The 23,335-nt window shown below is 65.7% G+C and carries 22 protein-coding genes and 1 riboswitch; of the genes, 11 read left to right on the forward strand and 11 right to left on the reverse strand.

Features of this window, described 5'->3' with window-relative positions; translation table 11 throughout:
- Window positions 1–4: 4 nt before the first annotated feature.
- The 3 genes from entS to LGR54_RS13480 all read right to left on the reverse strand — a co-directional run bounded on the left by entS (window position 5) and on the right by LGR54_RS13480 (window position 5,512).
- Entirely contained in the window at window positions 5–1,264 is a 1,260-nt protein-coding gene (gene entS, locus LGR54_RS13470) for an enterobactin transporter EntS (RefSeq protein WP_230362464.1), read from the reverse strand.
- Between the two features lie 451 nt (window positions 1,265–1,715).
- Window positions 1,716–3,317, reverse strand: a complete 1,602-nt coding sequence (locus tag LGR54_RS13475) for an alpha/beta hydrolase-fold protein (RefSeq protein ID WP_230362465.1) — start codon at window positions 3,315–3,317, stop codon at window positions 1,716–1,718.
- Window positions 3,311–5,512, reverse strand: coding sequence for a TonB-dependent siderophore receptor (locus LGR54_RS13480; RefSeq protein WP_230362466.1), 2,202 nt, complete (start codon window positions 5,510–5,512; stop codon window positions 3,311–3,313). The genes LGR54_RS13475 and LGR54_RS13480 overlap by 7 nt, the downstream gene beginning before the upstream one ends.
- A gap of 403 nt (window positions 5,513–5,915) precedes the next feature.
- Between LGR54_RS13480 and LGR54_RS13485 the strand changes: the two genes are divergently transcribed.
- From LGR54_RS13485 to LGR54_RS13500, 4 genes are read left to right on the forward strand one after another with little or no spacing between them, the layout of a single operon-like run.
- Window positions 5,916–6,857, forward strand: coding sequence for a siderophore ABC transporter substrate-binding protein (locus LGR54_RS13485; RefSeq protein WP_230362467.1), 942 nt, complete (start codon window positions 5,916–5,918; stop codon window positions 6,855–6,857).
- 15 nt (window positions 6,858–6,872) lie between these two features.
- A complete protein-coding gene (locus tag LGR54_RS13490; RefSeq protein ID WP_230362468.1) occupies window positions 6,873–7,862 on the forward strand; it encodes an ABC transporter permease in 990 nt (329 codons plus the stop codon).
- Entirely contained in the window at window positions 7,855–8,820 is a 966-nt protein-coding gene (locus LGR54_RS13495; protein WP_230362469.1) for an iron chelate uptake ABC transporter family permease subunit, read from the forward strand. Before LGR54_RS13490 ends, LGR54_RS13495 begins: the two co-directional genes overlap by 8 nt.
- Entirely contained in the window at window positions 8,817–9,575 is a 759-nt protein-coding gene (locus LGR54_RS13500) for an ABC transporter ATP-binding protein (RefSeq protein WP_214006625.1), read from the forward strand. Before LGR54_RS13495 ends, LGR54_RS13500 begins: the two co-directional genes overlap by 4 nt.
- Window positions 9,576–9,737: 162 nt before the next feature.
- Here the strand turns inward: LGR54_RS13500 and LGR54_RS13505 are convergent, their stop codons facing one another.
- The gene (locus LGR54_RS13505; protein ID WP_230362470.1) at window positions 9,738–11,141 is read right to left on the reverse strand and encodes a carbohydrate porin; all 1,404 of its coding nucleotides are present in this window, start codon (window positions 11,139–11,141) and stop codon (window positions 9,738–9,740) included.
- A 321-nt stretch (window positions 11,142–11,462) separates the two neighbouring features.
- On the opposite strand from LGR54_RS13505, the gene LGR54_RS13510 reads away from it, so the two are divergent.
- The 3 genes from LGR54_RS13510 to LGR54_RS13520 all read left to right on the forward strand — a co-directional run bounded on the left by LGR54_RS13510 (window position 11,463) and on the right by LGR54_RS13520 (window position 13,591).
- Entirely contained in the window at window positions 11,463–11,960 is a 498-nt protein-coding gene (locus LGR54_RS13510; protein ID WP_230362471.1) for a ferritin, read from the forward strand.
- Between the two features lie 85 nt (window positions 11,961–12,045).
- Window positions 12,046–12,537: a cytochrome c gene (locus tag LGR54_RS13515; RefSeq protein ID WP_230362472.1), complete on the forward strand. Its 492-nt coding sequence runs from the start codon at window positions 12,046–12,048 to the stop codon at window positions 12,535–12,537.
- A gap of 88 nt (window positions 12,538–12,625) precedes the next feature.
- Entirely contained in the window at window positions 12,626–13,591 is a 966-nt protein-coding gene (locus LGR54_RS13520) for a DMT family transporter (RefSeq protein ID WP_230362473.1), read from the forward strand.
- A 211-nt stretch (window positions 13,592–13,802) separates the two neighbouring features.
- Here the strand turns inward: LGR54_RS13520 and LGR54_RS13525 are convergent, their stop codons facing one another.
- The 4 genes from LGR54_RS13525 to LGR54_RS13540 are packed head-to-tail and all read right to left on the reverse strand — an operon-like array spanning window position 13,803 to window position 17,321.
- Window positions 13,803–14,459, reverse strand: coding sequence for a class I SAM-dependent methyltransferase (locus tag LGR54_RS13525; protein ID WP_230362474.1), 657 nt, complete (start codon window positions 14,457–14,459; stop codon window positions 13,803–13,805).
- Window positions 14,456–15,238 carry an ABC transporter ATP-binding protein gene (locus tag LGR54_RS13530; protein WP_230362475.1) on the reverse strand — a complete coding sequence of 261 codons (783 nt, stop codon included), beginning with the start codon at window positions 15,236–15,238 and terminating at the stop codon, window positions 14,456–14,458. Before LGR54_RS13530 ends, LGR54_RS13525 begins: the two co-directional genes overlap by 4 nt.
- The gene (locus LGR54_RS13535; protein ID WP_230362476.1) at window positions 15,235–16,272 is read right to left on the reverse strand and encodes an iron ABC transporter permease; all 1,038 of its coding nucleotides are present in this window, start codon (window positions 16,270–16,272) and stop codon (window positions 15,235–15,237) included. Before LGR54_RS13535 ends, LGR54_RS13530 begins: the two co-directional genes overlap by 4 nt.
- On the reverse strand, window positions 16,269–17,321 hold the full coding sequence (locus LGR54_RS13540; RefSeq protein ID WP_230362477.1) for an ABC transporter substrate-binding protein: 1,053 nt from the start codon (window positions 17,319–17,321) through the stop codon (window positions 16,269–16,271). The genes LGR54_RS13535 and LGR54_RS13540 overlap by 4 nt, the downstream gene beginning before the upstream one ends.
- Window positions 17,322–17,429: 108 nt before the next feature.
- Window positions 17,430–17,653: riboswitch (cobalamin riboswitch) on the reverse strand.
- A gap of 398 nt (window positions 17,654–18,051) precedes the next feature.
- Between LGR54_RS13540 and LGR54_RS13545 the strand changes: the two genes are divergently transcribed.
- The 4 genes from LGR54_RS13545 (at window position 18,052) to LGR54_RS13560 (ending at window position 20,508) form a co-directional block, all read left to right on the forward strand.
- Window positions 18,052–18,738, forward strand: a complete 687-nt coding sequence (locus LGR54_RS13545) for a hypothetical protein (RefSeq protein WP_230362478.1) — start codon at window positions 18,052–18,054, stop codon at window positions 18,736–18,738.
- Window positions 18,739–19,260: 522 nt separating this feature from the next.
- On the forward strand, window positions 19,261–19,866 hold the full coding sequence (locus LGR54_RS13550) for a TetR/AcrR family transcriptional regulator (protein ID WP_230362479.1): 606 nt from the start codon (window positions 19,261–19,263) through the stop codon (window positions 19,864–19,866).
- A gap of 25 nt (window positions 19,867–19,891) precedes the next feature.
- The gene (locus LGR54_RS13555; protein WP_230362480.1) at window positions 19,892–20,410 is read left to right on the forward strand and encodes a cupin domain-containing protein; all 519 of its coding nucleotides are present in this window, start codon (window positions 19,892–19,894) and stop codon (window positions 20,408–20,410) included.
- Entirely contained in the window at window positions 20,398–20,508 is a 111-nt protein-coding gene (locus tag LGR54_RS13560) for a glycogen/starch/alpha-glucan phosphorylase (protein WP_230362481.1), read from the forward strand. Before LGR54_RS13555 ends, LGR54_RS13560 begins: the two co-directional genes overlap by 13 nt.
- A 76-nt stretch (window positions 20,509–20,584) precedes the next feature.
- On the opposite strand, the gene cax is transcribed toward LGR54_RS13560, so the two are convergent.
- The 3 genes from cax to LGR54_RS13575 all read right to left on the reverse strand — a co-directional run.
- Window positions 20,585–21,646, reverse strand: coding sequence for a calcium/proton exchanger (gene cax / locus LGR54_RS13565; RefSeq protein WP_230362482.1), 1,062 nt, complete (start codon window positions 21,644–21,646; stop codon window positions 20,585–20,587).
- 725 nt (window positions 21,647–22,371) lie between these two features.
- Entirely contained in the window at window positions 22,372–22,851 is a 480-nt protein-coding gene (locus LGR54_RS13570; protein WP_230362483.1) for a terminase small subunit, read from the reverse strand.
- A 62-nt stretch (window positions 22,852–22,913) separates the two neighbouring features.
- The coding region (locus LGR54_RS13575; RefSeq protein WP_230362484.1) for an integrase core domain-containing protein at window positions 22,914–23,335 on the reverse strand (422 nt) is incomplete at its 5' end.

The following is a 23,335-nucleotide window of genomic DNA, read 5'->3' on the forward strand; positions in this document are numbered from 1 at the left end:
TGCCTCAGCCCTCTTCCGCGACGGGCCGCGAGGCGGGAAGCGCAGGCTCGACATCGGCGCGCCCCATGGCGTGGAAGCCCAGCGTGAACAGGCCGCCGAGGCCGAGCGCCGCCGCGCCGAGCAGCATGACGCCGGCCCCTGGCAGCAACTGCGCCAGGGCGCCGATGCCGACCGCGCCGACGCTGTCGCCCGCCACGTCCTGCGCCGCCCACAGGCTGTTGATGCGGCCGAGATAGGCGTCCGGCGTGTGGTCCTGGATGATGGTGTATTGCAGCAGGTTGGCGATGGCGGTGGCATAGCCGTAGACGACGAGGACCGGCATCGCCGCCGCTATATGTCCCGCCGCGCCCAGCGCGACGACGCAGGCAAAAGCCAGCACGCACAGGCCGGACATGGTGAGTTCCGGCCGGTTGAGGCCGCGTGCCCAGCCGCTCAGCAGGGCTCCGAGGGTCGCTCCCACCGGTACGGCCGAATACATGAAGCCGATCTCCAGCGCACCGCCGCCGAAGGTGTTCGTGACCAGCGCCGGGAACAGGATGCGGATGGAGGTGGTGAAGGTGAGCAGCGTGCCGATAGCGAACACCATGAGCAGCTTGCGATGGCGGAACAGGAAACCGAAGGCCTCGCCCATCATGCGGAGCGGATGGGTGACTTCCGGCCGCTCCGGCACCATGCGCGGCAGCGACAGCAGGGTGAGCACGGTGGCGAGGGTACCCGCCGCGGCGATGCCGTAGTTCCATCCGAGGCCGGCGAAGGCGATGACCATGCCGCCGAGTGCGGGGGAGACGATGGTGGCGCAGCGCGTGGCGAGCATGCCGAGGGCGCCGGCCTGCATCAGGTTCTCGCGGCCGGCGATGAAGGGCATGGCCGCCATCAGCGCCGCGACGCCGAGCGCGCCGAAGAAGCCGTCCCAGAAGGCGAGACCGTAGATGGCCACAAGGGAGGGCGTCTCCAGCAGGCTGTTGGCGGCGAGCCCGAGAAATCCGATCCCGCAGATGGAGCGGGCGAACAGGATCAGCCGGCGGCGGTCATGAAGGTCGGAGAGCACGCCTCCCAGCAGCAGGCCGAGGAACATGCCGAGGCCGTCGAGCGCCGCCACGAGGCCGACCTGCACGCTCGATCCGGTCATCTCGTAGACCTGCACCGGCACGCTCACCGTGAGCATGCCGAGGCTCATCAGCGAGATGGTGCGCGCGATCAGCAGATTGCGGAAATGCGCGTTGCGGCGCAGCAGGGAGATGTCCACGAAGAGGCGGGCGCTCACGGCCTGGCGCTCCCCGGATGCCGCCCCGGGACCGGCCCCGCCAGGACCGGAGACCGGCAGAGGGCTTCGCGGCCGGGAGCGAGGGGCCGCCGTATAAGGCGGACTGCGACGTGGCCAAGGCCGGTTCCGGGCATGGGATCACCACTGCTTCTATCGTGCGACGGCATTGCGCGCGCTCCCTTCGCGTGCCGCTGTTTCCGGGGCGCGCGAAGGGGCTTCGAGCCCCGGGTTGGACGATAGGCTCGAAAAGGCGCCTCACGGGAGGCAATGTACCCATGTCGAGCCGCCGCCGGACATCCGAAGAAGCAGCAAATTTCTTTGAGAGAACGTACGTATTTGTTATTTCGATAATGTTTTATTTTTGAAATTATGAATATAATTGTTATAGATGGCCGAATTTACTTTCTGTGATGTGAATTATAGGTCGCATTCTTCAAACGGAAACTGGCGCTCAGCGGGTGAGAGCGAGCAGCGCGTCGGCAAGAGCGCCACGCCAGATCAGATAGTCATGGCCGCCGGCATATTCGCGATAGCCGACATGGTAGTCCTTCGCCGTCAGGACGTCGCGCAGATGCCGCGAGGTCTCGAGGATGCCGGCGCTGCCGATCCGGCCGGTCTCGAACAATCCGGCCGTCAGGAAGAAGCGGACATCCCGGCGCGGGGAGGACGCGATCTCGCCGGCGAGATACTCGGCGCGTCCGTCCGAGCCAGGGTCGGGATGCCACCAGAAGGAGCCGGAGAGGCAAATCGCATTGCCGAAGGCCTCGGGATGGCGCAGCGCCACCGTGGCGGCGGCGAGGCCGCCATAGCTCGATCCGGCAAGGATGGTGCGCTCCGCCGGGATCGCGAAACCGATCTCCCGTTGCACGAGCGGGAGCAGCTCCAGCGCCATGAAGTCGGCGAAGGCGTCGTTGCCGGGCAGTTCGCGCGTGCGCGTCTCGCGGTCGAGTGCGGGAACGAATACCGCGATCACCGGCGGAAGTTCGCCCCGGGCGATCAGTCGGTCGAGGATGGCGGGCGTGTCAACGCGGGAGAGATAGGCTTCGCCGTCGAAGACGAACAGCAGCCGGGTGTCGGCCGCGCCGGCGGCGAGCGATGCGGGACGGTAGAGCGTGACCTCGCGCTCGTTGCCCAACCGGGCGCTTGATACCCGTAGCCGGCTCAATTCTCCGGCGTCGGGCGCCACGCCGTCCTGCCCCCGCTGCCGGGGTGCGTCGGCCAGTTCGAGGAGGGACTCCTGGCTGAAGGCGTCCGGGGCATCGGTGGGAGATGGATGGTGGTTGAACGGATCGGCTTTGGCGGTGGCCAATATGGCGACACGCCGCTCGCGCGCGCTGCCAGGCAGATCGGGGACGTCCGCGGCCAGCTGATAGGCGAGCCGCGTCGAGGTGGGAACGTCGAAGCTCCTGAACCAGGTGTCGGACGTGCCGAGCCGTGCCAGCTCCTCGTGGTCGCCGCTCGGCGCCCCGAACAGCCGGACGTTGCGCTCGGCGCCCCGCGCCAGGAAGGTGACGATAGCCCGGCCGGCTCCCGCCGGCTCGACCAGCGGCGTGCCCTGGCGGGTGACCTCGGTCCAGAACTCCCCCGTGTCGCCGCCAGCGGCAACATGCGCGGCGAGGGCGGCGATTCGCGGGCTGAGATAGGTGGAAGAGGCAACCTGCCCGGAGCGCGGCACCTGCCGGCCGATCACGAGATCGACCACGGTGCCGGGCTGGCGTGCCGTCGCCTTGAACCGAAGTCCTTCGCTTTCCGCGACCAGATGGAACTCGGCCGGGCCGGCGGTGTCGGTGGCGAGCCGACGGATAGGCACGCCGTCGGCGGCGACGAGATCGAGATCGAAGCGCCCGGCCGCCGCGCGCGCGGTGCCGCGCAGATAGTCGCCGATGGCGGCAGGCCGTTCGAACCACGCGGCCTCGCCGGCAGCGAGGGCGGGGCTCGCGGCGGGCTCCGTCCGCTCCAGCCGGATCGGCTCGCCATGCACGCCGACGGGCGCGCCAGAGATGGCCGCGATGGTCAGGCAGAAGCCTGCCATCAGCCGGGCCCGGCCTACCATGTATACCTCAGCGTGCCGGTGACGGTACGGCCCTCGCCATAGAAGCAGGCATAGGCGCTGGCGCAGGAGGCGACATAGGTCTCGTCGGCGAGATTCTTGGCGTTCACCTGCACCTCCACGCCCTTGAGCTTCGGACTCAGCACCGCGAGATCATAGCGCAGCATGGCATCGTAGAGGGTGGCCGAGGGCACGGTGAAGGTATTGCCGCTGTTGCCCCAGCTCTCGCCGATATAGCGGACGCCGCCGCCGATGGTCAGCCCGTTCAGCTTGCCGGTGTTGAAGCTGTAGGTGCTCCACAGGCCCGCCTGGTGCTGGGGAATGCGGGCCGGCGTGTTGCCGACCTGCGAGGCGGTCTTGGAGTCCTCGATGACCGAGTCGACATAGGAGTAGGACGCCACGACGTTCCAGTTGTCGACGATCTCGGCCCGCGCGGACAGTTCGAAGCCTCGATTGTGCACCTCGCCGATCTGGGAATAGACCGTCTGCGCCAGCGTGCTGTTCCACACGCCTTCCACCACGTTGTTCTGCGTGATGTCGTAATAGGCGGCGGTCAGCAGGATGCGGTCGGTCGGCGCGTATTTGACGCCGACCTCGAACTGCTCGGCGGTGGTGGGGTCGAAGGGATTCTCCCCGGCGAGCGGCGTGTAGAGCGCCGGCTCGAAGGACGTCGAATAGCTCACATAGGGGGCGATGCCGTTGTCGAAGGCATAGAGCGCGCCGAGCCGGTAGGTGAAGGCCTGGTCGTCATAGGCGGTGCTGGTGCCGGCCAGATTGTCGTCGATGGTGGTGTCCGCCCAGTCGTAGCGGATGCCGGCCAGCAGATGCAGCCGCCCGATGGTGATCTGGTCCTGCAGATAGACGCCGGTCTGCCAGGCCGAGAGCGTCTCGTCGCTGTCGACGTCGAGCACGATGCCGGCATAGTCGTAGTTCGACCCATAGACCGGGTTGTTCAGGCTGATGTCGGGGATGTCGAAATTGTAGCCCCACCAGTAGTCGCGCGAGCGGTTGCGGTAGTCGAGCCCGGCGAGGACGGTGTGCTCGGCGGCACCGGTGTTGAAGTTGGCCTGCACCTGGTTGTCGATGGTGAAAATGCCCCAGGTCTCGGTGCCGCCGCTGGCGTTGCGGCTGACCCAGGCTTCGCCGGCATCATCGACGCTGGAACTACCCCAGGTCAGGGTATGGTGCAGCGTGTCGACCCACAGGTAGCGCGCCTTCTGGCGTACGGTGAACACATTGTTCAGCTCCCGCTCGAACTCGTAGCCGATCCAGGCCTGCTCGCGATTGAAGTCCTCCCAGTCGGGATCGGACACGAAGAAGTTGCGCGAGACATAGCCGTAGCCCTCGATGGGCTCGAGCGTGCCCGCCGCGTCGAGGAAGTTGCGGAAGCCGGCTTCCGGCTCGTACTGGTAGCCGGCGAGAATGGTGAGCGTCGTCTGCGCGTCCGGCGTCCAGGTCAGCGACGGTGCGATGGCGAAGCCCTGCTGCTCGGCGTAATCCTCCTGCAGATCGGTGGTCAGCCCGGTGCCGACGATGCGGTAGCGCCAGTCATCGGTCCCTACCAGCTTGTCGCTGAGGTCGAACGAGCCCTGGAACATGTTGCCGGTGCCGACTGTCAGCTCGACCTGATGGAAAGGTTCGTCGGTCGGCTTCTTGCTCACCATGTTGATGAGGCCGCCGGGATTGAGCTGGCCATAGAGCACCGAGGCCGGGCCGGATATCAGTTCGACCCGCTCCAGCAAATAAGGGTACATCTTGGAATATTCGAGGTCACCGCCGAAGAAGAGGCCGTCGAGATATTTCGGGACGTAATAGAAGCCGCGTACGAAGATCTCGTCGCGCAGATTGGAGGCGCCGCGATATTCGCTGAAGACGCCGGGCGAGTAGCGCAGCGCTTCCGCCACCGATTCCGCCTGCTGGTCCTCTATCTGCTGGCGGGGCACGACCGAGATCGACACCGGCGTATCGGCGATCGGCGTGTCCGTCTTGGTGCCGGCAGTGCTCTGCTGGGCCACGTAGCCATCCACCGGTCCGTCGCCGCGCTCCTTCGAGCCCTGCACCTGCACCGTGTCGAGCACGATCTCGCTGCCGGTTTCCTGTGCCTGAGCGGCGCCGATGGCGATCAGGCTGGTCGCGCCCAGAAGAGAGGCGCGCAGCAGGAGAGACGACCCGGCGAAGAGCGAGAAGGAGCGGACCATGGTTTAGCCTTTGACTGCAGAACCGCGAAGGAGGCCTTTCGGTCCATCCTTCGACTGACTAATCCATGTATAGGGGCGACGGGCATAAGCGTCGACAAAGCCGTACTTCGTAGAAACGGCAAAATCGCTTGCGGAAACGGCGTGTCATTGAGAGGTGCACAAGTTTGTAATTGTTATAATGAGTGAACTTGTTAAAAAAACCGAGAGTCAGCCTTGAATGATGTGTGTCATATTGCGATTGATCATTCCAAGATGAGCATAAATGACTTCAGACTGGCATCATGATCGTTGCTTGCCCCTGTGACATGCTCGTCAGCCGGCGCGATATCCGTGCGAGCCGTCCTCGCGGCGGCCGCCCGCAATGCCGTGACGCGGGTCTTGGCAATCGGAGTTGGAGAGAGCGATGAGAGAACGGCGACGCAACGCGGCGCGGATGCGGCGGTGGACGATCGCGCTCGTCCTGCTCGGCTGGTCGGCGGCGGCGCCGGTGACGTTCGCGGCGGACATTCGCGTGCGGCACGCGCAGGGCGAAACCGTGGTGGCCACGCTTCCGAAGACCGCACTCGTCTTTGATCTCGCGGTGCTCGACACGCTCGATGCGCTCGGCGTCGAGGTGGCCGGCGTGCCGGCCTCGCACGTGCCGGACATTCTCGGCAAATACCGCGAGGCGCGCTACCTGAAGATCGGCTCGCTGTTCGAGCCCGACTTCGAGGCGGTGAACGCGGCAAAGCCCGATCTCGTCATCGTGGCGGCGCGCTCGGCCGCCGTCTATCCGCAACTCGCGCGCCTCGCGCCGACGATCGACCTGACCCTGCCACCGACCGGCATGATCGACGGCGTGCGGGGGAATGTCGCCACGCTGGGCCGAATTTTCGGCAAGGAGCCGGAGGCGGCGGCGCTCGCCGGCGACATCGACCGGGCGGCGGCGCGGGTGCGACAGGCGACGGCGAAGGCCGGCACGGTGCTGATGGTGATGGTGAATGGCGGCAAGCTGACCATCTTCGGGCCCGGTTCCCGCTTCGGCTGGCTCTATGACGAACTCGGCGCCACGCCGGCGGTGGCGCAGGCCGATGCGGCGACGCATGGCGCGGCGGTGTCCTTCGAGTTCATTCTCGCGACCGATCCCGACTGGCTGATCGTGCTCGACCGCGACGCGGCCGTCGGGCATGCCGGCGTCTCGGCTCGCCAGGTACTGGACAATGAGATCGTCGGCGCGACCCACGCCGCGCGCAGCGGACGGATCGTCTATGTCGATCCCGCCCGCTGGTATCTGGTCGGTGGTGGCGGCCGGTCGTTCGCCGTCATCCTGAACGATCTGGCCGACGCCCTCGCGGCGGCGCATTGAGGGATGCCGCACCCGATGCCGCCCTCCAGCCCTCGGCGCCCAGGCGGCGCGGCGGCGCTCGCGGTCGTGGCGGCGGGGCTGCTCCTGCTCGCCAGCGCCAGCCTGTTCGTCGGAAGCGCCGGGCTCACGCCGCGGGCGGTGCTCGCCGGCGATCCGGCGGCGCTGCGCCTGCTGCTCGCCAGCCGGCTGCCGCGTACCCTGGCCGTGCTGCTCGCGGGCCTGTCGCTCGGGATCGCCGCCGTGCTCATGCAGGTGCTGTTCCGCAACCGGTTCGTCGAGCCGACGACCGCCGGGACGGCGGATTTCGCCGGCCTCGGCCTTCTGCTGGCCGCGATCCTGGCCCCCGGCCTGCCGGTCTGGGGCAAGATGCTGGTTGCGACCGGATTCGCCCTCGTCGGGACGGCGATCTTCCTGCGCATCGTCGGGCGCATCGCCTGGCGCGACGATGCCGTCGTGCCGCTGATCGGGCTGATGCTGGGCGGCGTGGTCGGGGCGTCGTCGGCCTTCCTCGCCTATCGATTCGACCTCGTGCAAATGCTGAGCGCCTGGACGAGCGGGGATTTCTCCGGCGTGCTGCGCGGGCGCTACGAGTTGCTGTGGTTCGCCGGCGGCGTCGCGATCCTTGCCTATGCCGCGGCCGATCGCTTCACCGTGGCGGGTCTCGGCGAGAATTTCAGCACCAATCTCGGGCTCGACCATCGGGCGACCGTGCGTGCCGGCCTCGCCGTCGTCGCGCTGGTCACCGCCAGTTGTACCGTTACGGTCGGCATGGTGCCGTTCCTCGGCCTCATGGTGGCGAACGGCGTCTGCCTGGTCATGGGCGACAATCTGCGGCGGTCGCTGCCCTGGATCGCCCTGGCCGGCGCGGCCTTCCTGCTGCTCTGCGACATGGCCGGGCGCCTCGTCCACTTTCCCTATGAGATTCCGGTCGGCACGGTGGCCGGCGTGGTCGGCAGCGGACTGTTCCTGCAGATGCTGCTGTCGCGGCGTGTGCGCCTTGGTTGAACCGCGCGCGCTCCGGGCGGGCGGGCGGCTGCTGGCGCTGGCCTTCGTCGCCGTCCTCGCCGGCGTCGCCTTCCTCACCGTGGGGGCGAAGGGCGACTGGGGTTTCGTGCTGTCGCTGCGGGGAGGAAAGCTGGCGGGAATGGTACTGGTGGGCGTTGCGATCGCGGTCTCCACCGTCCTGTTCCAGACTGTCACACGCAACCGTCTGCTGACGCCCTCCGTGATGGGCTTCGACGCCCTCTATGTGGCGCTGCAGACCGCGATCGTGTTCGCGTTCGGTGCCCATGGGCTGGCCGGGATCGACCCGCAGCTGCGGTTCCTGCTGCATGTGCTGCTGATGCTCGTGGTGACGGGGGCGCTGTTCCACGGGCTGATCGCACGGACCCGGGGCGACCTGCATCTGCTGCTGCTGAGCGGCGTGGTGTTCGGCCTGTTCTGCCGCAGCCTGACCGGCTTCATGCAGCGCGTGCTCGATCCGAACGAGTTCGCGGTGTTGCAGGGGCTCGTCTTCGCGCGCTTCAACACCATTGAGGTCACGCTGCTGCCGGTCGCCGGCGCGGCGCTGCTCGCGGTGCTGCCACTGGTGTGGCGGCTCGCCCCGGCGCTCGACGTGCTGGCTCTGGGCCGCGACGTGGCGATCGGCGTCGGCCTCGACCATGATCGCATCCAGCGCCGGACCGTCGCGCTGGCCGCCATCCTCGTCTGCGTCTCGACGGCGCTGGTGGGGCCGGTGTTGTTCCTCGGCATCCTCGTCAGCAATCTCGCCTATCGCCTGCTGGCCAGCGAACGGCACCGCGATACGTTGCCCGCCGCCGCGCTGATCGCGGTGACCGTGCTCATCGGCGGCCAGACCCTGATGGAGCGGGTCGTCGGCCTCGACATACCGCTCGGCGTGGTCATCGATTTCGTCGGCGGCGGGGTGTTCCTGCTTTTGCTCATGCGGAGCCAGCGCGAATGATCGAGATCGAAGGGCTGAGCATGGACCGTGACGGCGTGCGGGTGCTGGACGATGTCTCGCTGCAGATTCCCGACCGCAGCCTCACCATGCTGATCGGTCCCAACGGCGCGGGAAAATCGACGCTGCTGGGCCTGATCGCCCGCCTGCTGCGGCCGAGTGCCGGCCATGTGCGGGTGGACGGGCTCGACGTCTTTCGCGCCGCCTCCGATGCGGTGGCACGCAAGCTCGCCATCCTGCGGCAGGAGAACCACATCCTGCCCCAGCTCACCGTCGAGGAACTGGTGGGCTTCGGCCGCTACCCGCACAGCCGGGGCCGGCTGGCCGCGGAGGACCGTCGACAGATCGCCGATGCGCTGCACCGTGCCAACATCGCCGCGCTCGCCGGACGGCGGCTGTTCGAATTGTCCGGAGGCCAGCGCCAGAGAGCCTTCCTCGCCATGGTGCTGGCACAGGATACGCCCTATCTGCTCCTCGACGAGCCACTGAACAATCTGGATCCCCGGCAGGCGATCAGCATGATGCAGGTGCTCCGCCGCGCGGTGACCGATCTGGGCAAGAGCATCGTCATGGTGGTGCATGACGTGAACTGCGCCTCGTTCTATGGCGACCGGATCGTGGCGATGAATGCCGGCCGCCTCGTCGCCATGGGATCGCCGAAGGACATTGTCGTGCCATCGACGCTCAGGATGATCTACGGCGTCGACATGTCGGTGCATGAGGTCGGCGGAGCGCGGATCGTCCAGCCCTTTTCCTGAGCTCGCGATGGCGGGGACCGAGCCGTTCGAGCCGTTCATTCCGCGGGAGAGCCTCTCCTTGGTCAGGAGCGGGGGCAACGCCCGTGAAGGCCAGGGGCAATGCCGTCGCCGGGACGGTCCCGCTTCGCGCAGCGTGCCGTCGGGCCTTTCCATTCACGCGCACTACAGCGTGACGGCCATCCGCAGGCCGATGACGCTGGCGTCCCTGATGGCCGCGCTCGGATCGTCGGGATCGGGCGCATTGCCGCCGGGGTGGAAAACGTACTGGAAGAAGGGTTGCACCGACAGCCAGGGCGTGACCGCCGCCTGATAGGTAATCTCCAGCACCGCCTCATAGTCCGGCACGGGCCCCACTACGCCGGAATAGGCGTTGGTTGCCCGCGCGAGGTCGGAGGCGCCACCGCTCATATGAGCATAGGCGAAGCCGACGCCGAAAATGTCGCTGTCGCGGCCGGGGAATAGTCCCGTATAGGCCAGACCGGCATCCACGTACCAGTTGATCTGGTTGCGGTCCGACAATGGCGTGAAGGTCGCGCGCGCAAATCCCGAGAGCCCCTGGCCGGCCGCGCCCGGCTCGCTCCAGAGCGACTGGTCGACCACGACATAGAAGGCATAGTTTCCCGTCTCGTTCCTCGGCGTTCCCGATGAGAGCGGGCTGGCGAGCGATGCGCCGTTGCTTGCGATCGCCAGATCGTCAAAGCGTTCCGAATTGTACCAGGCGCCGATCTTGTAGGTGCCCGCAAGTCGGTGGTCGTTCTTGCCGGGCGTGAAAGCATGGGCGAGTTCCGCGATGGCGAGCACGCCGTCGGCGGAAAAGGTACTTCCATCGGGAGAGCCCTCGAATATCGCCGTCTGGATGGTCCAGGCGCTGTCAGGCTTGACGATGAGCTGCGCGCCGGGAACCGCATTTGGATAGGCCGGCCCTCCACCGGGAAGGTCGACCGCAAAGCTGCCCGGAAAGCCGAAGGTGGAGTTCACGAACACGCCGGCCGTCTCGCTGATCACGAAATTCTGGTCCGCCAGAATGCGACCGACCTTGATCGCCAGCGCATCGCTCAGCAGGCTTTGCTGGAACCACAATTCGCCAAGATACCAGCCGTTCGGCGCTTCGACCGAGGTGACGGTCAGCAGGTTGCCGATGTCGTATTGCGACAACCCGTGCCCCTGGACGCCATAGGCCGCCACGTGGACGTTGCCCCCCTTCCAGCCGATGAGCTTTTCCAGATCGATGTCGATTTCGGGCTGGAACAATCCGTCATAGGCACTTCCTTGCCGGATGCCGCCCGAAGGGTTGGCGAGAAAATCGCTGGTCTGGGTCAGCGTGATCGTCACGCCTTTGTTTTCCAGCGCCGTCCTTGCGCCTCCCCAGTCGCCGGTGAGCGTCGAGCGGGTGAGAATATCGTTCCAACCGGAGCCGTCCGGCTCGTCGGCCGCCAGCCCTGTCGTGGAGCAGGTGAGAATGCAGGCGATCGACACCATTGCCTTGGCTGAAAAATCCGCCATTCCGCGACCGAGGCGGCAGCCTGGCAGGTGCGCCCATGACCTTCTCTGCGCGGGAAACACCATGACCTGCCTTCTCATGCGCGAAACGTGAAGCAGTCCGGAACGTCCTGAAGGTCCGCTGTGACGCGAATTGTCAGGTTCCTTTCAAAATGAACCTTGGTCAATAGGATGAGTCTCAGTCATGCATGTCATCCAATAAACTGTAATTGGTAAAATTATTATCGAAATATAACGTCGATCATATGTTTGATTTGACGTTTCTGGCGTGATTTCCTCGATCTGTCTGCCGCGAACACTTATCGCGTCGTGGTTGATCTGGCCTGCAACCACACGGTGCGTCCTTCGATCCGAGACGGGATCGAATGAAAGATTATGGGGAAATTCATGGTCAGCGAAAAGCTGAAGGACAAGCTCAACGAGCTTCTCAACGGTGAGATGGAAGCTCACCACATCTATACGCAGGCTGCGGCATGGTGCTCGGCGAACTCCTTCGAAGGGGCGACCAAGTTCTTCCTCGGCCATGCCAAGGAGGAACTCGGCCATATGCTGAAGTTCTTCGAATTCCTCGACGATCTCAGCGCGCCGATCAGCCTCCACGGTCACCAGCGCCCGATCATCGAGGCGTCCGACATCCGTGCGCTGTTCCTGGCGATCCAGGAAGAGGAGCGCAAGGTGACGCGCCATATCGTCGAGGCCATCGCGATATCCCGCGAGGAGCACAGCTACGAGACCGACGCCTTCCTGCAGTGGTTCGCCCACGAGCAGCACGAAGAAGAAAAGCTGTGCCGGAAGATTCTCGACCGGATCGATCTCATCGGGAAGGGCCCGCACGCCAACTACTATATCGACCGCGAACTCGCCGCGCTCGCTGCCGGCGAATGAGCCATGCGTGCCGCGCGTGCCGAGATGGTGGCGTGGCACGGCTCGGGGGCGCTGCAAGGACGTGTTTCGGAGACGGGGCTGGAACATGAGACGTGCCTTTGCGCGCGCAGCCACGATCGTCGCGTTCGTCGGACTCGCATTCTTGCGGGCGGGTACGGCTACGGCTCAAACAGGCGATCCCATCGCCGCCCTCCAGGAGGCGATGGGTGAACTATCCGAGGCCCACAAGGCGGCATCCGCGATGGTCAAGGGGCACGTACCCTATGACGAGCAGGCGGCCGCTGCGGCCATGGACTCCATCTCCGCCATGGCAGTGAAGCTGCCGGCCATGTTTCCCTATGGCAGCGAGAGCGGCGAGGGGACACGCGCATCTCCGGCGATCTGGCAGAACTTCGCCGATTTCTCCGCCTACATCTCCCGGCTTCAGGCAACGGCCTCCGCCGCCGCTACCGCCGCGCCTAACGGGCCTGCGGCTTTTGCACCGGCCTATGATGCTCTGGCGGCAACCTGCAAAGCCTGCCATGCGGCGTATCGTGTGAACCCGGCGGGCGAGCCCGACCCGCTGGCCGCCCCCTAGGACGATCGGAACGAATGATAGTCACACGAGCAACTGGCAACGCCGCACCCGGCGATCATCGTTCTCTCGCGATGGCAGTTTCGAGGGCATGAACAGCGGAAAAGGCCACGGCCTATGGCGTGGCATTCTGTTCATGCTGATCGCGTCGGCCTGCGCCTCCCTGCTGGCGATCCTCACGGCCTACACCAAATTCGTCCCTCCGGCGGTTGTCGCCAGCGCCCATATCGTGCTGCCGGTGCTGATCGTTGCGCTGATCGCCGACCGATCGGTGTGGGCGGGCATCCTGGCGCCTTCGCTGCGCCCGGCCTTGGTTCGCGCCTGTTTCGTGGCAGGGGGACAGATCCTTCACGTACTTGCCCTTTTCGAAGGCCAGCTCGCCAAGGTGGTCCTGCTGCACCACATCTCGCCGCTGCTGTTTCCCTTGCTGGCGTGGGCGTGGCTTGGAGAGAGGATGGGCCGCCTCACCGTGGTCGGCCTGCTTTTCGGCTTCACCGGCCTGCTCATCGTGTTGCAGCCATGGGAAGGCGCCTCGCTCGCGCTGGACTTCGCGACGATCGCGGCACTCTGCTCGGGAGTGGCCGCGACCATCTCGAAACTGCTGCTCTACAAGATCGCCCGCACCTATGATCAGAGTGCGCGGACCACGTTTATCCAGACCTTCGGTCTTGCGGCTATCCTGTCGCTGCCGCTCGCCGTCTACGCAATCCTCAGTCCCGGAGAGACGCGTGTCGCCCATTCCGCGCCGGAGATGAGCGGCGAGCAACTGGTTATCGTCGTGGTCGCCGCCTTCATCGCCATGGCCGTGGTGGCCATCGTCGATCAGCTTTTGACCGACCGCGCCTACCGCCTGCTACCGAATGCCGAACTGATCGGGCCGTTCATGTATATGGCCGTGCTGTTCTCGATGCTGTTCGACTGGGTCTTCCTCGACCGTGTCCCGGGCACGCCGCTGATTGTCGGCGCCGGCCTGGTGGTCGTCGGTGCCACCCTCGCGATCAAATCGGCGCAGGATGGCTTGCAGCGTCGCGTGAACGTGGAGGACGCCCTCGAATAGCCCTTCGGCTGCCGTGGCACCTGTGACACCGTCAATGAACCGGGCTGGCGGCAGATGTCTCGACCTCTCGCCCCACGATCGGCGTAGCCCATCCTAACGGAGCCGCTGGCGAGCCGGTCACTGGCACTCGGATCCGCTCTCATAGGCCTCGCGGAAGCTGGAGTGTTCGGTGTGAGGGCGGCACCTTGCAGCGCCGATCCTCAAGCCCGTATTACGGCTTCACCGCGCTCAGCACGAAGACCGGCACGTCGCCCGGATAGGGCGAGGCCGGGAACAGATGCTGCCAGCCTTGCGCCACCGGGAAGCCGGCCTCGGCCAGCATCCGCTCCGCTCGTATCTGGGTGAGGCCGTCATGCAGCGGTAGACGGGCCGCGATTTCCGGCGCATAGGTCGCTCGATAGTGCGGCGCGACCGACCACAGCCCGTCCGATACGACGACGCGTCCGCCCGGCCGCAGCAGCCGATGCGCCGTGCGGAGCGCCGCCATCGGCTCCTCCAGCGTCCACAGCACATTGCGCAGCGTCACGATGTCCGCAGAAGCATCCGCCGCAGGAATGTCACCGATCAAGGCGACTTTGAACTCGACATTGAGGCCTGGCGCGCGGGCGGCGGCGCGGGCGGCCTCGATCATCGACGGCGACGCGTCGAAGGCCCGCACATGATGGCCGAGCGAGGCCGCGATGATCGCGCAGGCTCCCGTGCCGCAGCCGAGATCGACCACTTCCCGGGGCGCCTGCGCCTGAAACGCCGCCTCGAGCACGTCCCGCCACCGATCGCGCTGGGCGACATGCGAGGCGACGCCGTCGAACAACGGCGCGCGGGCGCTCCAATGTGCGGTCACCGCAGCCTGCAGATCCTCGCTTCTCATGCATGATCTCCCGCTTCATGTTCGACGACATATTCGATGTGCCGGCGTCCGGGCGTGCTTTCGCGGATCACCACCTCGACGCCGAACACCTCGGCGATGAGGCACGGCGTCAGCACCTCCTGCGGCGTGCCGAAGGCGACCAGCCTCCCGCCGGCCAGTACCCCGACCCGGTCGCAGAACAGCGACGCCAGATTGAGGTCATGCAGCGCCACCACGCAGGTCAGGCCGAGGCGGCGAACCAGCGTGAGAATGGCGAGCTGATGCTGGATATCGAGGTGGTTGGTCGGCTCGTCGAGGATCAGCTCGCGCGGTTCCTGCGCCAGCGCGCGGGCGATGTGGACGCGCTGCCGCTCGCCACCGGACAGCGTGTGCCAGGGCTGGTCGTGCCGAGCGGCAAGACCCACCCGCTTGAGGGCAATATCGACGGCGTGCTCGTCCACTTCCGTCCAGGAAGCGAAGGCGCCCCGATGCGGCGTTCGCCCGAGCCGCACCACGTCGCAGACGGAAAGCTGCACCTCCGTCGCCGCCTGCTGCTCGACGAAGGCGAGCCGCCGGGCGAGCTCCCGGCGCGGCAGGTCGGCGATGTCGCGCGCATCGAGCGTCACCACTCCGCTCGCCACTTTGCGCAAGCGGCACAGGAGACGCAGCAGGCTGGACTTGCCGGAGCCGTTCGGACCGATCAGGCCGAGCACCCGGTTCGGTTCGACGGTGAGCGTCACGCCATCAACGATCATCTGCCCGCCCGCGCTCCAGCGGACCTCATGGGTGGCGAGTGTCATGGCGCCCGCCTCGCGCGATAGAGGATGATGGCGAAGGCCGGCGCGCCGAACAGCGCGGTGACGATGCCGATGGGCAGGATCTGCTGCGGCACGAGGATGCGCGAGAGCACATCGGCCAGCACCATGAAGATGGCGCCGACGACGAGACAGGCCGGCAGCAGCCGCGCATGGCCCGATCCGACGAGGAACCGCGCCGCATGGGGAATGACCAGCCCGACGAAGCCGACCGTGCCGACGATGGCGACCATGGTCGCGGTGAGCAGTGCGGTCGTCGCCAACAGCACGAGCCGCACGCGAGTGACGGCAACGCCGAGCGAGGCGGCCGCGTCTGTGCCAAAGGCGAAGGCATCGAGCGCCTTGGCGTGCATCATGCAGACGAGGAAGCCGATGAGCGCCACCGGCGCCGCCACCCACAAATCTGGCCAGCGCACCCCGCCGAAATTGCCGAGCAGCCAGAACATCACGCCGCGCGCCTGCTCGGCGCTGGCAAGGGTGGTGACGATGGTGGCGGTCACGGCGTTGAACAGCTGCGAGCCGGCGACGCCGGCAAGGATCACCCGGTCGCTGCCCCCGCCCGTGCCGCTGGCGAGCAGCGCGACGATGGCCAGTGTCGCGATGGAGCCGAGGAAGGCGCCGCCGGACAGGCCCAGCGTCGCTCCGCCGGCACCGAGGATCAACACACAGACCGCCCCGGTCGAGGCGCCGGCCGAGATGCCGAGAATATAGGGTTCGGCCAGCGGATTGCGCAGCAGCGCCTGCAGAATCGCGCCGGACAGCGCAAGCGCGCCACCGCACAGCGCCGCCATCAAAGCGCGGCTCAGGCGATAATCGAAGATCACGCCCTGCTGGATGGCGCTGACCGGAAGGTCCAGGCCGAACAGCCCGTTGCCGAGCGCCCTGAAGGCGACCGGCAACGGGATGGCCATCTCGCCCACCGTCACCGCGACGGTCACGGCGAGCGTGAGAGCGACAAGCGAAGCCAGCACGAGGGCAAAGCGCGCCGGCCAGTTCGGCTTCAGAACGGCATGGCTCAATTGGCGAGTCCGAAGCTCTGGACCGCCTTGGCGATCGCCTCGATGCCGTCGACCGTATCCATGCCGGGGCGGGTCGAGCCGACATCCACCACTACGATGCGGTTGTTGCGCACCGCCGAGAGCTTGCTGGCGACCGGATCGGTCTTGAGGAAGTTCAGCTTGGCGTCGATATCGTCGGCCGGGAAGCGGCGGCGATCCATCTTCACCAGGATCAGCACGTCGGGATCGGCGGCGGCGACCGTCTCCCATCCGACCAGCGGCCATTCCTCGGTGGTGGTGATGATGTTGCGGGCGCCTAGCTTCGACATGATGTAGGCCGGCACCCCGTTCCTGCCGGCCAGGAAGGCGTCGCCCTTGATGTCCTTGCTGGAGAACCACATGGTCATCGAGACGTTCTTCGCCGCGATACCCTCGACAGACCGGAGGGCGGCGTCTTCGCGCTGCTTCAGGCTGGCGACCAGCGCTTCGGCACGGTCGGCGACATCGAAAATCGCGCCATATTCGCGGATGTTGCGGTAGAGCTGCTCCATCGTATAGGGCTCGGTGCGTACGCCATCGCCGGCACCGGTGTTGTCCTTGCCGACGCAATCGGTCGGCGAGACATAGACCGGCACCTTCACCGCGTCGAAGCGGTCTCGCTTGCCGACGATGCCGTTCGGGCCGATGTGCCATTCATACATCGCCACCACGAGATCGGGCTCCTGGCCGACCACGGCCTCGAAGCTCGGGTCGTTGTCGGCGAGGCGCTTCGCCTTGGCGTTGGCCGCCTCATAGGGCTTGGCGATCGGGCCGAACCACAGCGCGGTGGCGACGATCCGATCGCCGAGGCCCAGCGCGTGGAGGATTTCCGTCTGCGCCTGGCCGATGCTGACCACGCGTTTGGGGGCGTGGTCGATGACGACCTTCTGGCCGCAATTCTCCAGCATCAACGGGTACTGCGTCGGTCCGGCAATGGCCGCACTGCCGAGAACCGAGCCGGCAAGGAGGCCGAGCGCCAGCGCGAGACCGCCGCACACGGCGCCGACAGGATTGATGATCGTCTTGAGCATTGTTTCACCGCTTCCCAAAAGGAAGACGGGAAGCGCAAAGGGAACCGATTGTCTGGCGGAGGGAGAATATCCGCAGCCGACCGGCAACCTTCGGAGCACCCCGCCCGAAAGATCGTTCACGATCAGGGCAGGTCTCCTGGCTCGCGGGTCGACGCTGGCTCTGTCCGGCCTTCCCGACGCGTGACCTGGGCCACGGCATCAGTGGACGATGGACAGAGGGCTCGCCGCTTACAGTTGCGGGGGCAGCCTCGGCCTTGGCGCAGGGCGCCGCACCGAGTTCCCTCTTAGCTCCGGGCGCGAACACCCGGAGAACCCTGATCACCGTGATCGATAGTCACTCCACGCTTCCCGTCAACCTTCCTTCGACACGTCGCGGGACCCATACCGCCCCATTTCGAGACGAGCCTAACGAATATGATACATTATATCAATATCGTCGCGGGGACCGTGTGCATATCGGCTTCGCGCCCTCCGGCTATTCGCCTTCAGCACCAGCGGCGGTCGGGACACGTTGGGGCCTCGCACGGCGTCGAGCAGTACTGGCCGAGCACAAGGCAGGCCCGGCGCTCGTCGACCGGTCGCTCTGGGGGCAGGTGCAAGGCGCTGCTGGCGTAGGACCGAACTGGCCAGTCCCGCCGCTCCTGATCGAAGACCCCCAGCCTGTTCGCCGGTCTGCTGTTCGATCGCGAGGGACGGGGACTTCTGTCCACCCATGCGGTGAAACGCGGGAGTGCGCTATCGCTACTATGTCAGCCCGGACCAGCCGAAGCGTCAGGCCGATGCACCATCTCCCGGTACGGCGCCTGGCCCACGGCTTGCCGCCGCCGAGGTAGAGGACGCCATCCCCGTACTGCTGAAGCGCCTGCTGCGCGATCACGACGGGCTGGTCGCCACCGTCGTGCCGCCGCGGGCCAACCTCGACCTGCAGCAGATGATCCACCGTCGCGCCGACCATCTCACTGAGCGTCCCGCCAGCGACAATCCGGTCGCCCGGCGTGATGCCGTGCTCACCCTGCCGCAGCGTGTCGATCTCCGGGACGAAGAGGTGCCGCTCCCGCTGCAGCCGCAAACGCTGAGCGATGCCACGGCGCCGGTCACCGTCACCCGTCCGCTCTCGCTCCGGCGCCGCGGCGCCGAGACCAAGCTCATCATCAAGGGGGAGCAGCCGGCCGATCTGCAGCCCGATCCCGCCATGGTGCGCGCCGTCGCGCAGGCGCATCGCTGGTGGCGCGATCTCCTCGACAAGCGCTACGCCACCATGAAGGAGGTCGCCCAGGCCTACCGGACCGACGAGCGCTATGTCGCCCGGATCATCCCGCTTGCCTTCCTCCCGGACGAACTCACCCGCGACATCCTCAACGGCACCCAGCCACCCGAGACGACACTGGTCGAGCTGATGGCGGGTGAGGGCATTTAACGGTCCGAACGTTGGTGCGCGGACCGGGGAGTGCTGACCCAATGCAGATCTTGGCAAAGTCCGTTCTGGGTCCAACATGCGACCGACGGCACGCCCGGGAAACAACCTTAGATAAGCACTCGCTCCACCTCGTCCAGCGTCACCTCGTCGGGCCGCCGGTCATGGAGCTGGATGATACGGGTGGAAGAATGATTAGCCATCATAGCCACCCGCTCAAGCGTTCCGCCGTCTTTCAGAGAAGCCGTGATACCGGCCGCTGCGGCCGGGCGCCCGATCATGGCATAGGCGTTTGACTGCGGGAGACGGGTGGTGGTCAGCTCGGCCGTACCCCGCCCGATCGTACGGAACAGGGCCCCTTTTGGGTCAGCCGCCAGCGCTCGTTGAAGCATCTGCAGGGCCCGCCCTCTGCAGCCGATGTCAGCCCTGCCTCACATCTGGTAATTAAAGTTACTCTTAGTGACGCGAATTGACTTGCTTTCAAATTGATGTCACACAGTGTGTCTCCATATCACGGGGGCCGCCATGGCGGATACGCGTAGCTACAACAGCCCGCTCCGGGAGGAAAAAGTACGTGAGACGCGAGAGGCGATTCTGAACGCGCTTTACCGGCTGATGAGCACATCGACCATCCCGGACGAGATCAGCATGGACATGATCGCCACCGAGGCCGGCATCCAGCGGCGTACGATATTTCGTCATTTTCCGGCCAAGAGCGATCTCCTGACGGCCTTCTGGGCCTGGCTGAACGAACGGATCGGCGCCTCGATCGCACCGGAGACCGTCGAGGACATCGTGGCGGGACCGCAGGACGTCTTCCCGCGTTTCGACGGGCATGAGGCGGCGATCCGCGCCTCGATCCATTCACCGACCGGGCGCGAGATGCGCACGGGTATGGTTCCCGACCGGCGCTTGCGCTTCGCCGGCGCGCTTGCCCCCCTCCTGTCTACCCTCTCGCCCGCCGAAGCCCGACAGGTCGAGGCGCTCGCGCATCTCCTCTACTCGGCTTCCGCTTGGGAGATACTCAAGGATTACGGTGGTCTCACCGGAACTGAAGCCGGTGAAGCCGCCTCGTGGGCGCTCGATACGATCCTGTCCGCGGTCGCCTCGGGCTCATTGCTGCGGACATGACATCGAAGCCAGGGAGACAATGCCGATGAGCATGCAAGTCACGACCGCGCAGGATGGCGAGACCCGCTGGGTCGTGGCCGACCGCATTCGCTTTCTTGGCGGTCTTGCGGGTGCGAATCTCGAATTGGTCGAGGTGGAGATCCCTCCCGGCTCCGGCACTCCGCCGCACAGCCACGCCTCGCCGGAGCTATTCTATGTGCTCGACGGCGAAGTCACCATCCGGCACTTTCCCGTGGGCCAAGCGCCGAGGACCGTCACGGCCGGCGTCGGGACCTCGGTGCGCATCGACGGGTGCGCGCCGCACAACTATTTCAACGAGAGCTGCAAGCCCGCGCGCATGCTGGTGCTGCTGGAGCCGTCGATGACTGCGTTCTTCCGCGAGATCGGCACGGCCGAGCCGCAGGCCGCCCCCGACTTCGCTCGCATCGGTATCGCCATGCAACGCCATGGGATTGAGGTGCTTCACGGTGCGTCCCCGCCTCATGTCGCGGACCGCCCGTCGCCTGGCGCGATCAGCGGCGCTGGACGCGCATGTCGATCCTGAACAGTGCAGGCGCCGGCAAGTTCTCCTCCGACAGGGCGATCACGGAGTACGCCGGGCCTATCTGGAGGCTGCCAGCGGTTCATCGTCCCCGCCAGTGACTGCCGCGTCGTGTTGCGGCTTTCCACGCTTCGCCAGCCGTGTCGGCGAGAACGGTACGAAAATGCCTTTCGGCGGTCAGGATTGGGGCATCAGAAAGAAGGCAAAGCCAAGGATCAGATAGACGGCCAGCAGCTGTACTCCCTTCAGCCAGTCCGACCGGCCATCCCCGGCGACCTGCCCGGTTATCAGAACCGCCAGCAGCACCAGGAGTACCAGGCCAGTCGTAAAAAGCAGATCCATCGGCGCCGGCCCGATGACGAGACTCGCCAACACCAATAGCGGCGCGACGAACAGGGCGACCTGCACGCTGGAGCCGATAGCGATCGACAGTGACAGATCCATGCGGTTCTTCCGTGCGGCGGTGATCGCCGACGCGTGCTCGGCAGCGTTTCCGAGGATGGCGACGACAAAGACGCCGACGAAGATGTCGCTCAGGCCCAGTTCGTGAGCCGTCGGCTCGATGGCGCCGACCAGGATCTCGCTGAGCCAGGCGACGGCCACCGTCGCTCCTGCAAGCACCGAGATCGCTCGTCCCACTGGCCAGGGCTCGATATGCTCGCCATCGTCTGGCGTGGAAGATCCTGCGAAAAGTGCCGAATGGGTCCGCAGTGAAAACAGAAGGAACGAGGCGTATACCGCGAGCAGGATCACGGAAATGGAAACGCTGAGGATTCCTTGGTAGTCCGCAGTAACTTCGTCTGTAACCGCATTGTAGGCTGCGGGGGTGATGAGCGCGATCGCGGCAAGCGTAAGCATGGTAGCCTGCGAACGCACCCCGACCACATTGAAGTGCTGCTCCTTGTACCGCAAACCGCCGGCCAGCATGGCGGCGCCCAACACCAGCAGGATGTTGCCTACAATCGATCCAGCGATCGAAGCCTTTACCACGTCATGGAGCCCAGCGCGCAACGCTGCGAGCGCGATGATCAGTTCGGCGGCATTGCCGAAGGTAGCGTTCAGCAGTCCGCCGACGCCTTCTCCCGCCCGATCGGCCAATTGCTCGGTAGCGCGTCCCATCCAGCCCGCGAGCGGCAGTATCGCAACCGCAGCCGTCGCGAAAACGAGCAGATGGTTTGTCGGAACGAGATACTCAAGCGCTATCGCGACCGGGACCAGCACGAGTAACCAGTTCAACATCGACGCGCCCTCCGCAGGTTAGCCGCGAACCGAGGCTTGATAGAACCACTCTACAAAATGAGCGTGGGTTTGTTGAGTGACGCCGTCCGCATTCCAGGTCTCCGAAAGCGGCTCGCGCACCTATGGATCCAAAATCACAAACCGAGACTCTCCTCGACTTGGAATAAGGCGCCGAACGTCCCAGTTTACCGGCGCGATCATTTGCGCGTCTTGGCGCAGCGGGTGGAGGTCGGAGCGAAGGAAGTCCGCATCGTCGGATCGAAAGGAGACCTGCTCCGAACGCTGGCTGCCGTTTCGGGACGGAAATCGGCTACGCGTGGCGTGCCCAGTTTGGGACTGAATTGGCGGAGTGTGCGGGATTCGAACGAGGCTGAAACGCACGTTCCGCGCGGATATGCTCGTTGACTTGCCGGCTGGCGCACGCGGGTTTCGAAACGGCGCTTAAACCCATTCCTCGGCGCTTCCTAAACCAACGCAATCTCAACGGCATAGGTGTTCGTTGTTTCGTCTTGGTCGGCGCGCCAATCTTTTCAATGGCTTAGCCGTTGATTTGGTGAGGAAACTTCTCCGTTACGGAAAAAATACGGAAAAGGCGGCCCCGAGCTTCGGTGAGCCGTCGCGGCTTTTCAGGTTATCGCGGGAGCGAAAAAAGGCGGCGAGCCCGTCTGGCTGCCGCCTCTTAATTGGTTCGTAGGAAGCGGCCGCGCCGCCTGCGCTCAATCAGCCTAGTCCGGCGGATTGGCGACGGGCTGAAGCGAGCTGCCCTGCAGCTCACGAATGAGGACCGTCAGCGGGTTCTCCGTATCGCCCTGCACCTTCAGCTTGTCGTTGAACATGCCGAGGTGGCGCGCGACCATCTCCATGGCCTTGTCCTGATCGGCCATCAGGATCTCTAGGCCATCCTTCGTCTTCTTGGTGCCGCGATAGAGGAGTCGGGCGATAGGCCCGTGCAGCTTGCTGTCGGGGACGTAGATGGTGCTCTCGCCGACGCCATAGCAGCGCGGGCACGAGCTGTGCGGAGGCATGAAGGGATTGAAACCGTATCCGCCAACGTCCTTCGGCTGAAGGCTCTCCGGCAGCCCCTCGGCTTTGGCCAGCTCCTCCGCAAACTCCACCTCATCGCACCACATGTAGTTGTGGCCCTTGCCCCAGCAGTAGTGGCAGGCACAGCGGCGATGCTGCACTAGGTCGTTGGCGTCGATCATCGGTGACGTGAGACCCTTTTCTCCTCCGGTCTGAGGGAGAGTCCTGGGTTTCATTTCTGGCCTCAGGCGGCCTGTTTTTCCAGCGTGGATTTGAGGGCGAACTCGGCGGGCGTGATGTTGTCGAGGGCCGAGTGGGGTCTGTGGCGGTTGTAGTCCTCCTTCCATGAGGTGATGGCGCTGCGGGCCTCAGTGAGCGTCGAGAACAGCGTGTCATTGAGGCGCTCGTCCCGGAAGCGTCCGTTGCAGCTCTCGATGAAGGCGTTCTGCGTGGGCTTGCCGGGAGCGATGTAGTGCCACGCGACGCCGGTCTCCTGGCACCAGCGCAGGATCGCCATCGAGGTGAACTCGGTGCCGTTGTCGGACACGATCGTCCCCGGCCGGCCGCGCAGCCGAATGACATCATCCAGCTCGCGAGCCACGCGCAGGCCCGAGAGCGAGGTGTCGGCGACGAGTGCCAGGCACTCGCGCGTGTAGTCGTCGACGA

The sequence above is a fragment of the Ancylobacter sp. Lp-2 genome (assembly GCF_020523795.1).
Lineage (GTDB): Bacteria > Pseudomonadota > Alphaproteobacteria > Rhizobiales > Xanthobacteraceae > Ancylobacter.

Excerpts from the sequence above, each read along its gene's own strand:
- LGR54_RS13475 (WP_230362465.1), bottom strand. The coding sequence starts at position 3,317 with ATGGTAGGCCGGGCCCGGCTGATGGCAGGCTTCTGCCTGACCATCGCG.
- LGR54_RS13480 (WP_230362466.1), bottom strand. The coding sequence starts at position 5,512 with ATGGTCCGCTCCTTCTCGCTCTTCGCCGGGTCGTCTCTCCTGCTGCGC.
- LGR54_RS13485 (WP_230362467.1), top strand. The coding sequence starts at position 5,916 with ATGAGAGAACGGCGACGCAACGCGGCGCGGATGCGGCGGTGGACGATC.
- LGR54_RS13490 (WP_230362468.1), top strand. The coding sequence starts at position 6,873 with ATGCCGCCCTCCAGCCCTCGGCGCCCAGGCGGCGCGGCGGCGCTCGCG.
- LGR54_RS13500 (WP_214006625.1), top strand. The coding sequence starts at position 8,817 with ATGATCGAGATCGAAGGGCTGAGCATGGACCGTGACGGCGTGCGGGTG.
- LGR54_RS13505 (WP_230362470.1), bottom strand. The coding sequence starts at position 11,141 with ATGGTGTTTCCCGCGCAGAGAAGGTCATGGGCGCACCTGCCAGGCTGC.
- LGR54_RS13510 (WP_230362471.1), top strand. The coding sequence starts at position 11,463 with ATGGTCAGCGAAAAGCTGAAGGACAAGCTCAACGAGCTTCTCAACGGT.
- LGR54_RS13515 (WP_230362472.1), top strand. The coding sequence starts at position 12,046 with ATGAGACGTGCCTTTGCGCGCGCAGCCACGATCGTCGCGTTCGTCGGA.
- LGR54_RS13520 (WP_230362473.1), top strand. The coding sequence starts at position 12,626 with ATGAACAGCGGAAAAGGCCACGGCCTATGGCGTGGCATTCTGTTCATG.
- LGR54_RS13525 (WP_230362474.1), bottom strand. The coding sequence starts at position 14,459 with ATGAGAAGCGAGGATCTGCAGGCTGCGGTGACCGCACATTGGAGCGCC.
- LGR54_RS13530 (WP_230362475.1), bottom strand. The coding sequence starts at position 15,238 with ATGACACTCGCCACCCATGAGGTCCGCTGGAGCGCGGGCGGGCAGATG.
- LGR54_RS13540 (WP_230362477.1), bottom strand. The coding sequence starts at position 17,321 with ATGCTCAAGACGATCATCAATCCTGTCGGCGCCGTGTGCGGCGGTCTC.
- LGR54_RS13550 (WP_230362479.1), top strand. The coding sequence starts at position 19,261 with ATGGCGGATACGCGTAGCTACAACAGCCCGCTCCGGGAGGAAAAAGTA.
- LGR54_RS13555 (WP_230362480.1), top strand. The coding sequence starts at position 19,892 with ATGAGCATGCAAGTCACGACCGCGCAGGATGGCGAGACCCGCTGGGTC.
- LGR54_RS13560 (WP_230362481.1), top strand. The coding sequence starts at position 20,398 with ATGTCGATCCTGAACAGTGCAGGCGCCGGCAAGTTCTCCTCCGACAGG.
- cax (WP_230362482.1), bottom strand. The coding sequence starts at position 21,646 with ATGTTGAACTGGTTACTCGTGCTGGTCCCGGTCGCGATAGCGCTTGAG.
- LGR54_RS13570 (WP_230362483.1), bottom strand. The coding sequence starts at position 22,851 with ATGATCGACGCCAACGACCTAGTGCAGCATCGCCGCTGTGCCTGCCAC.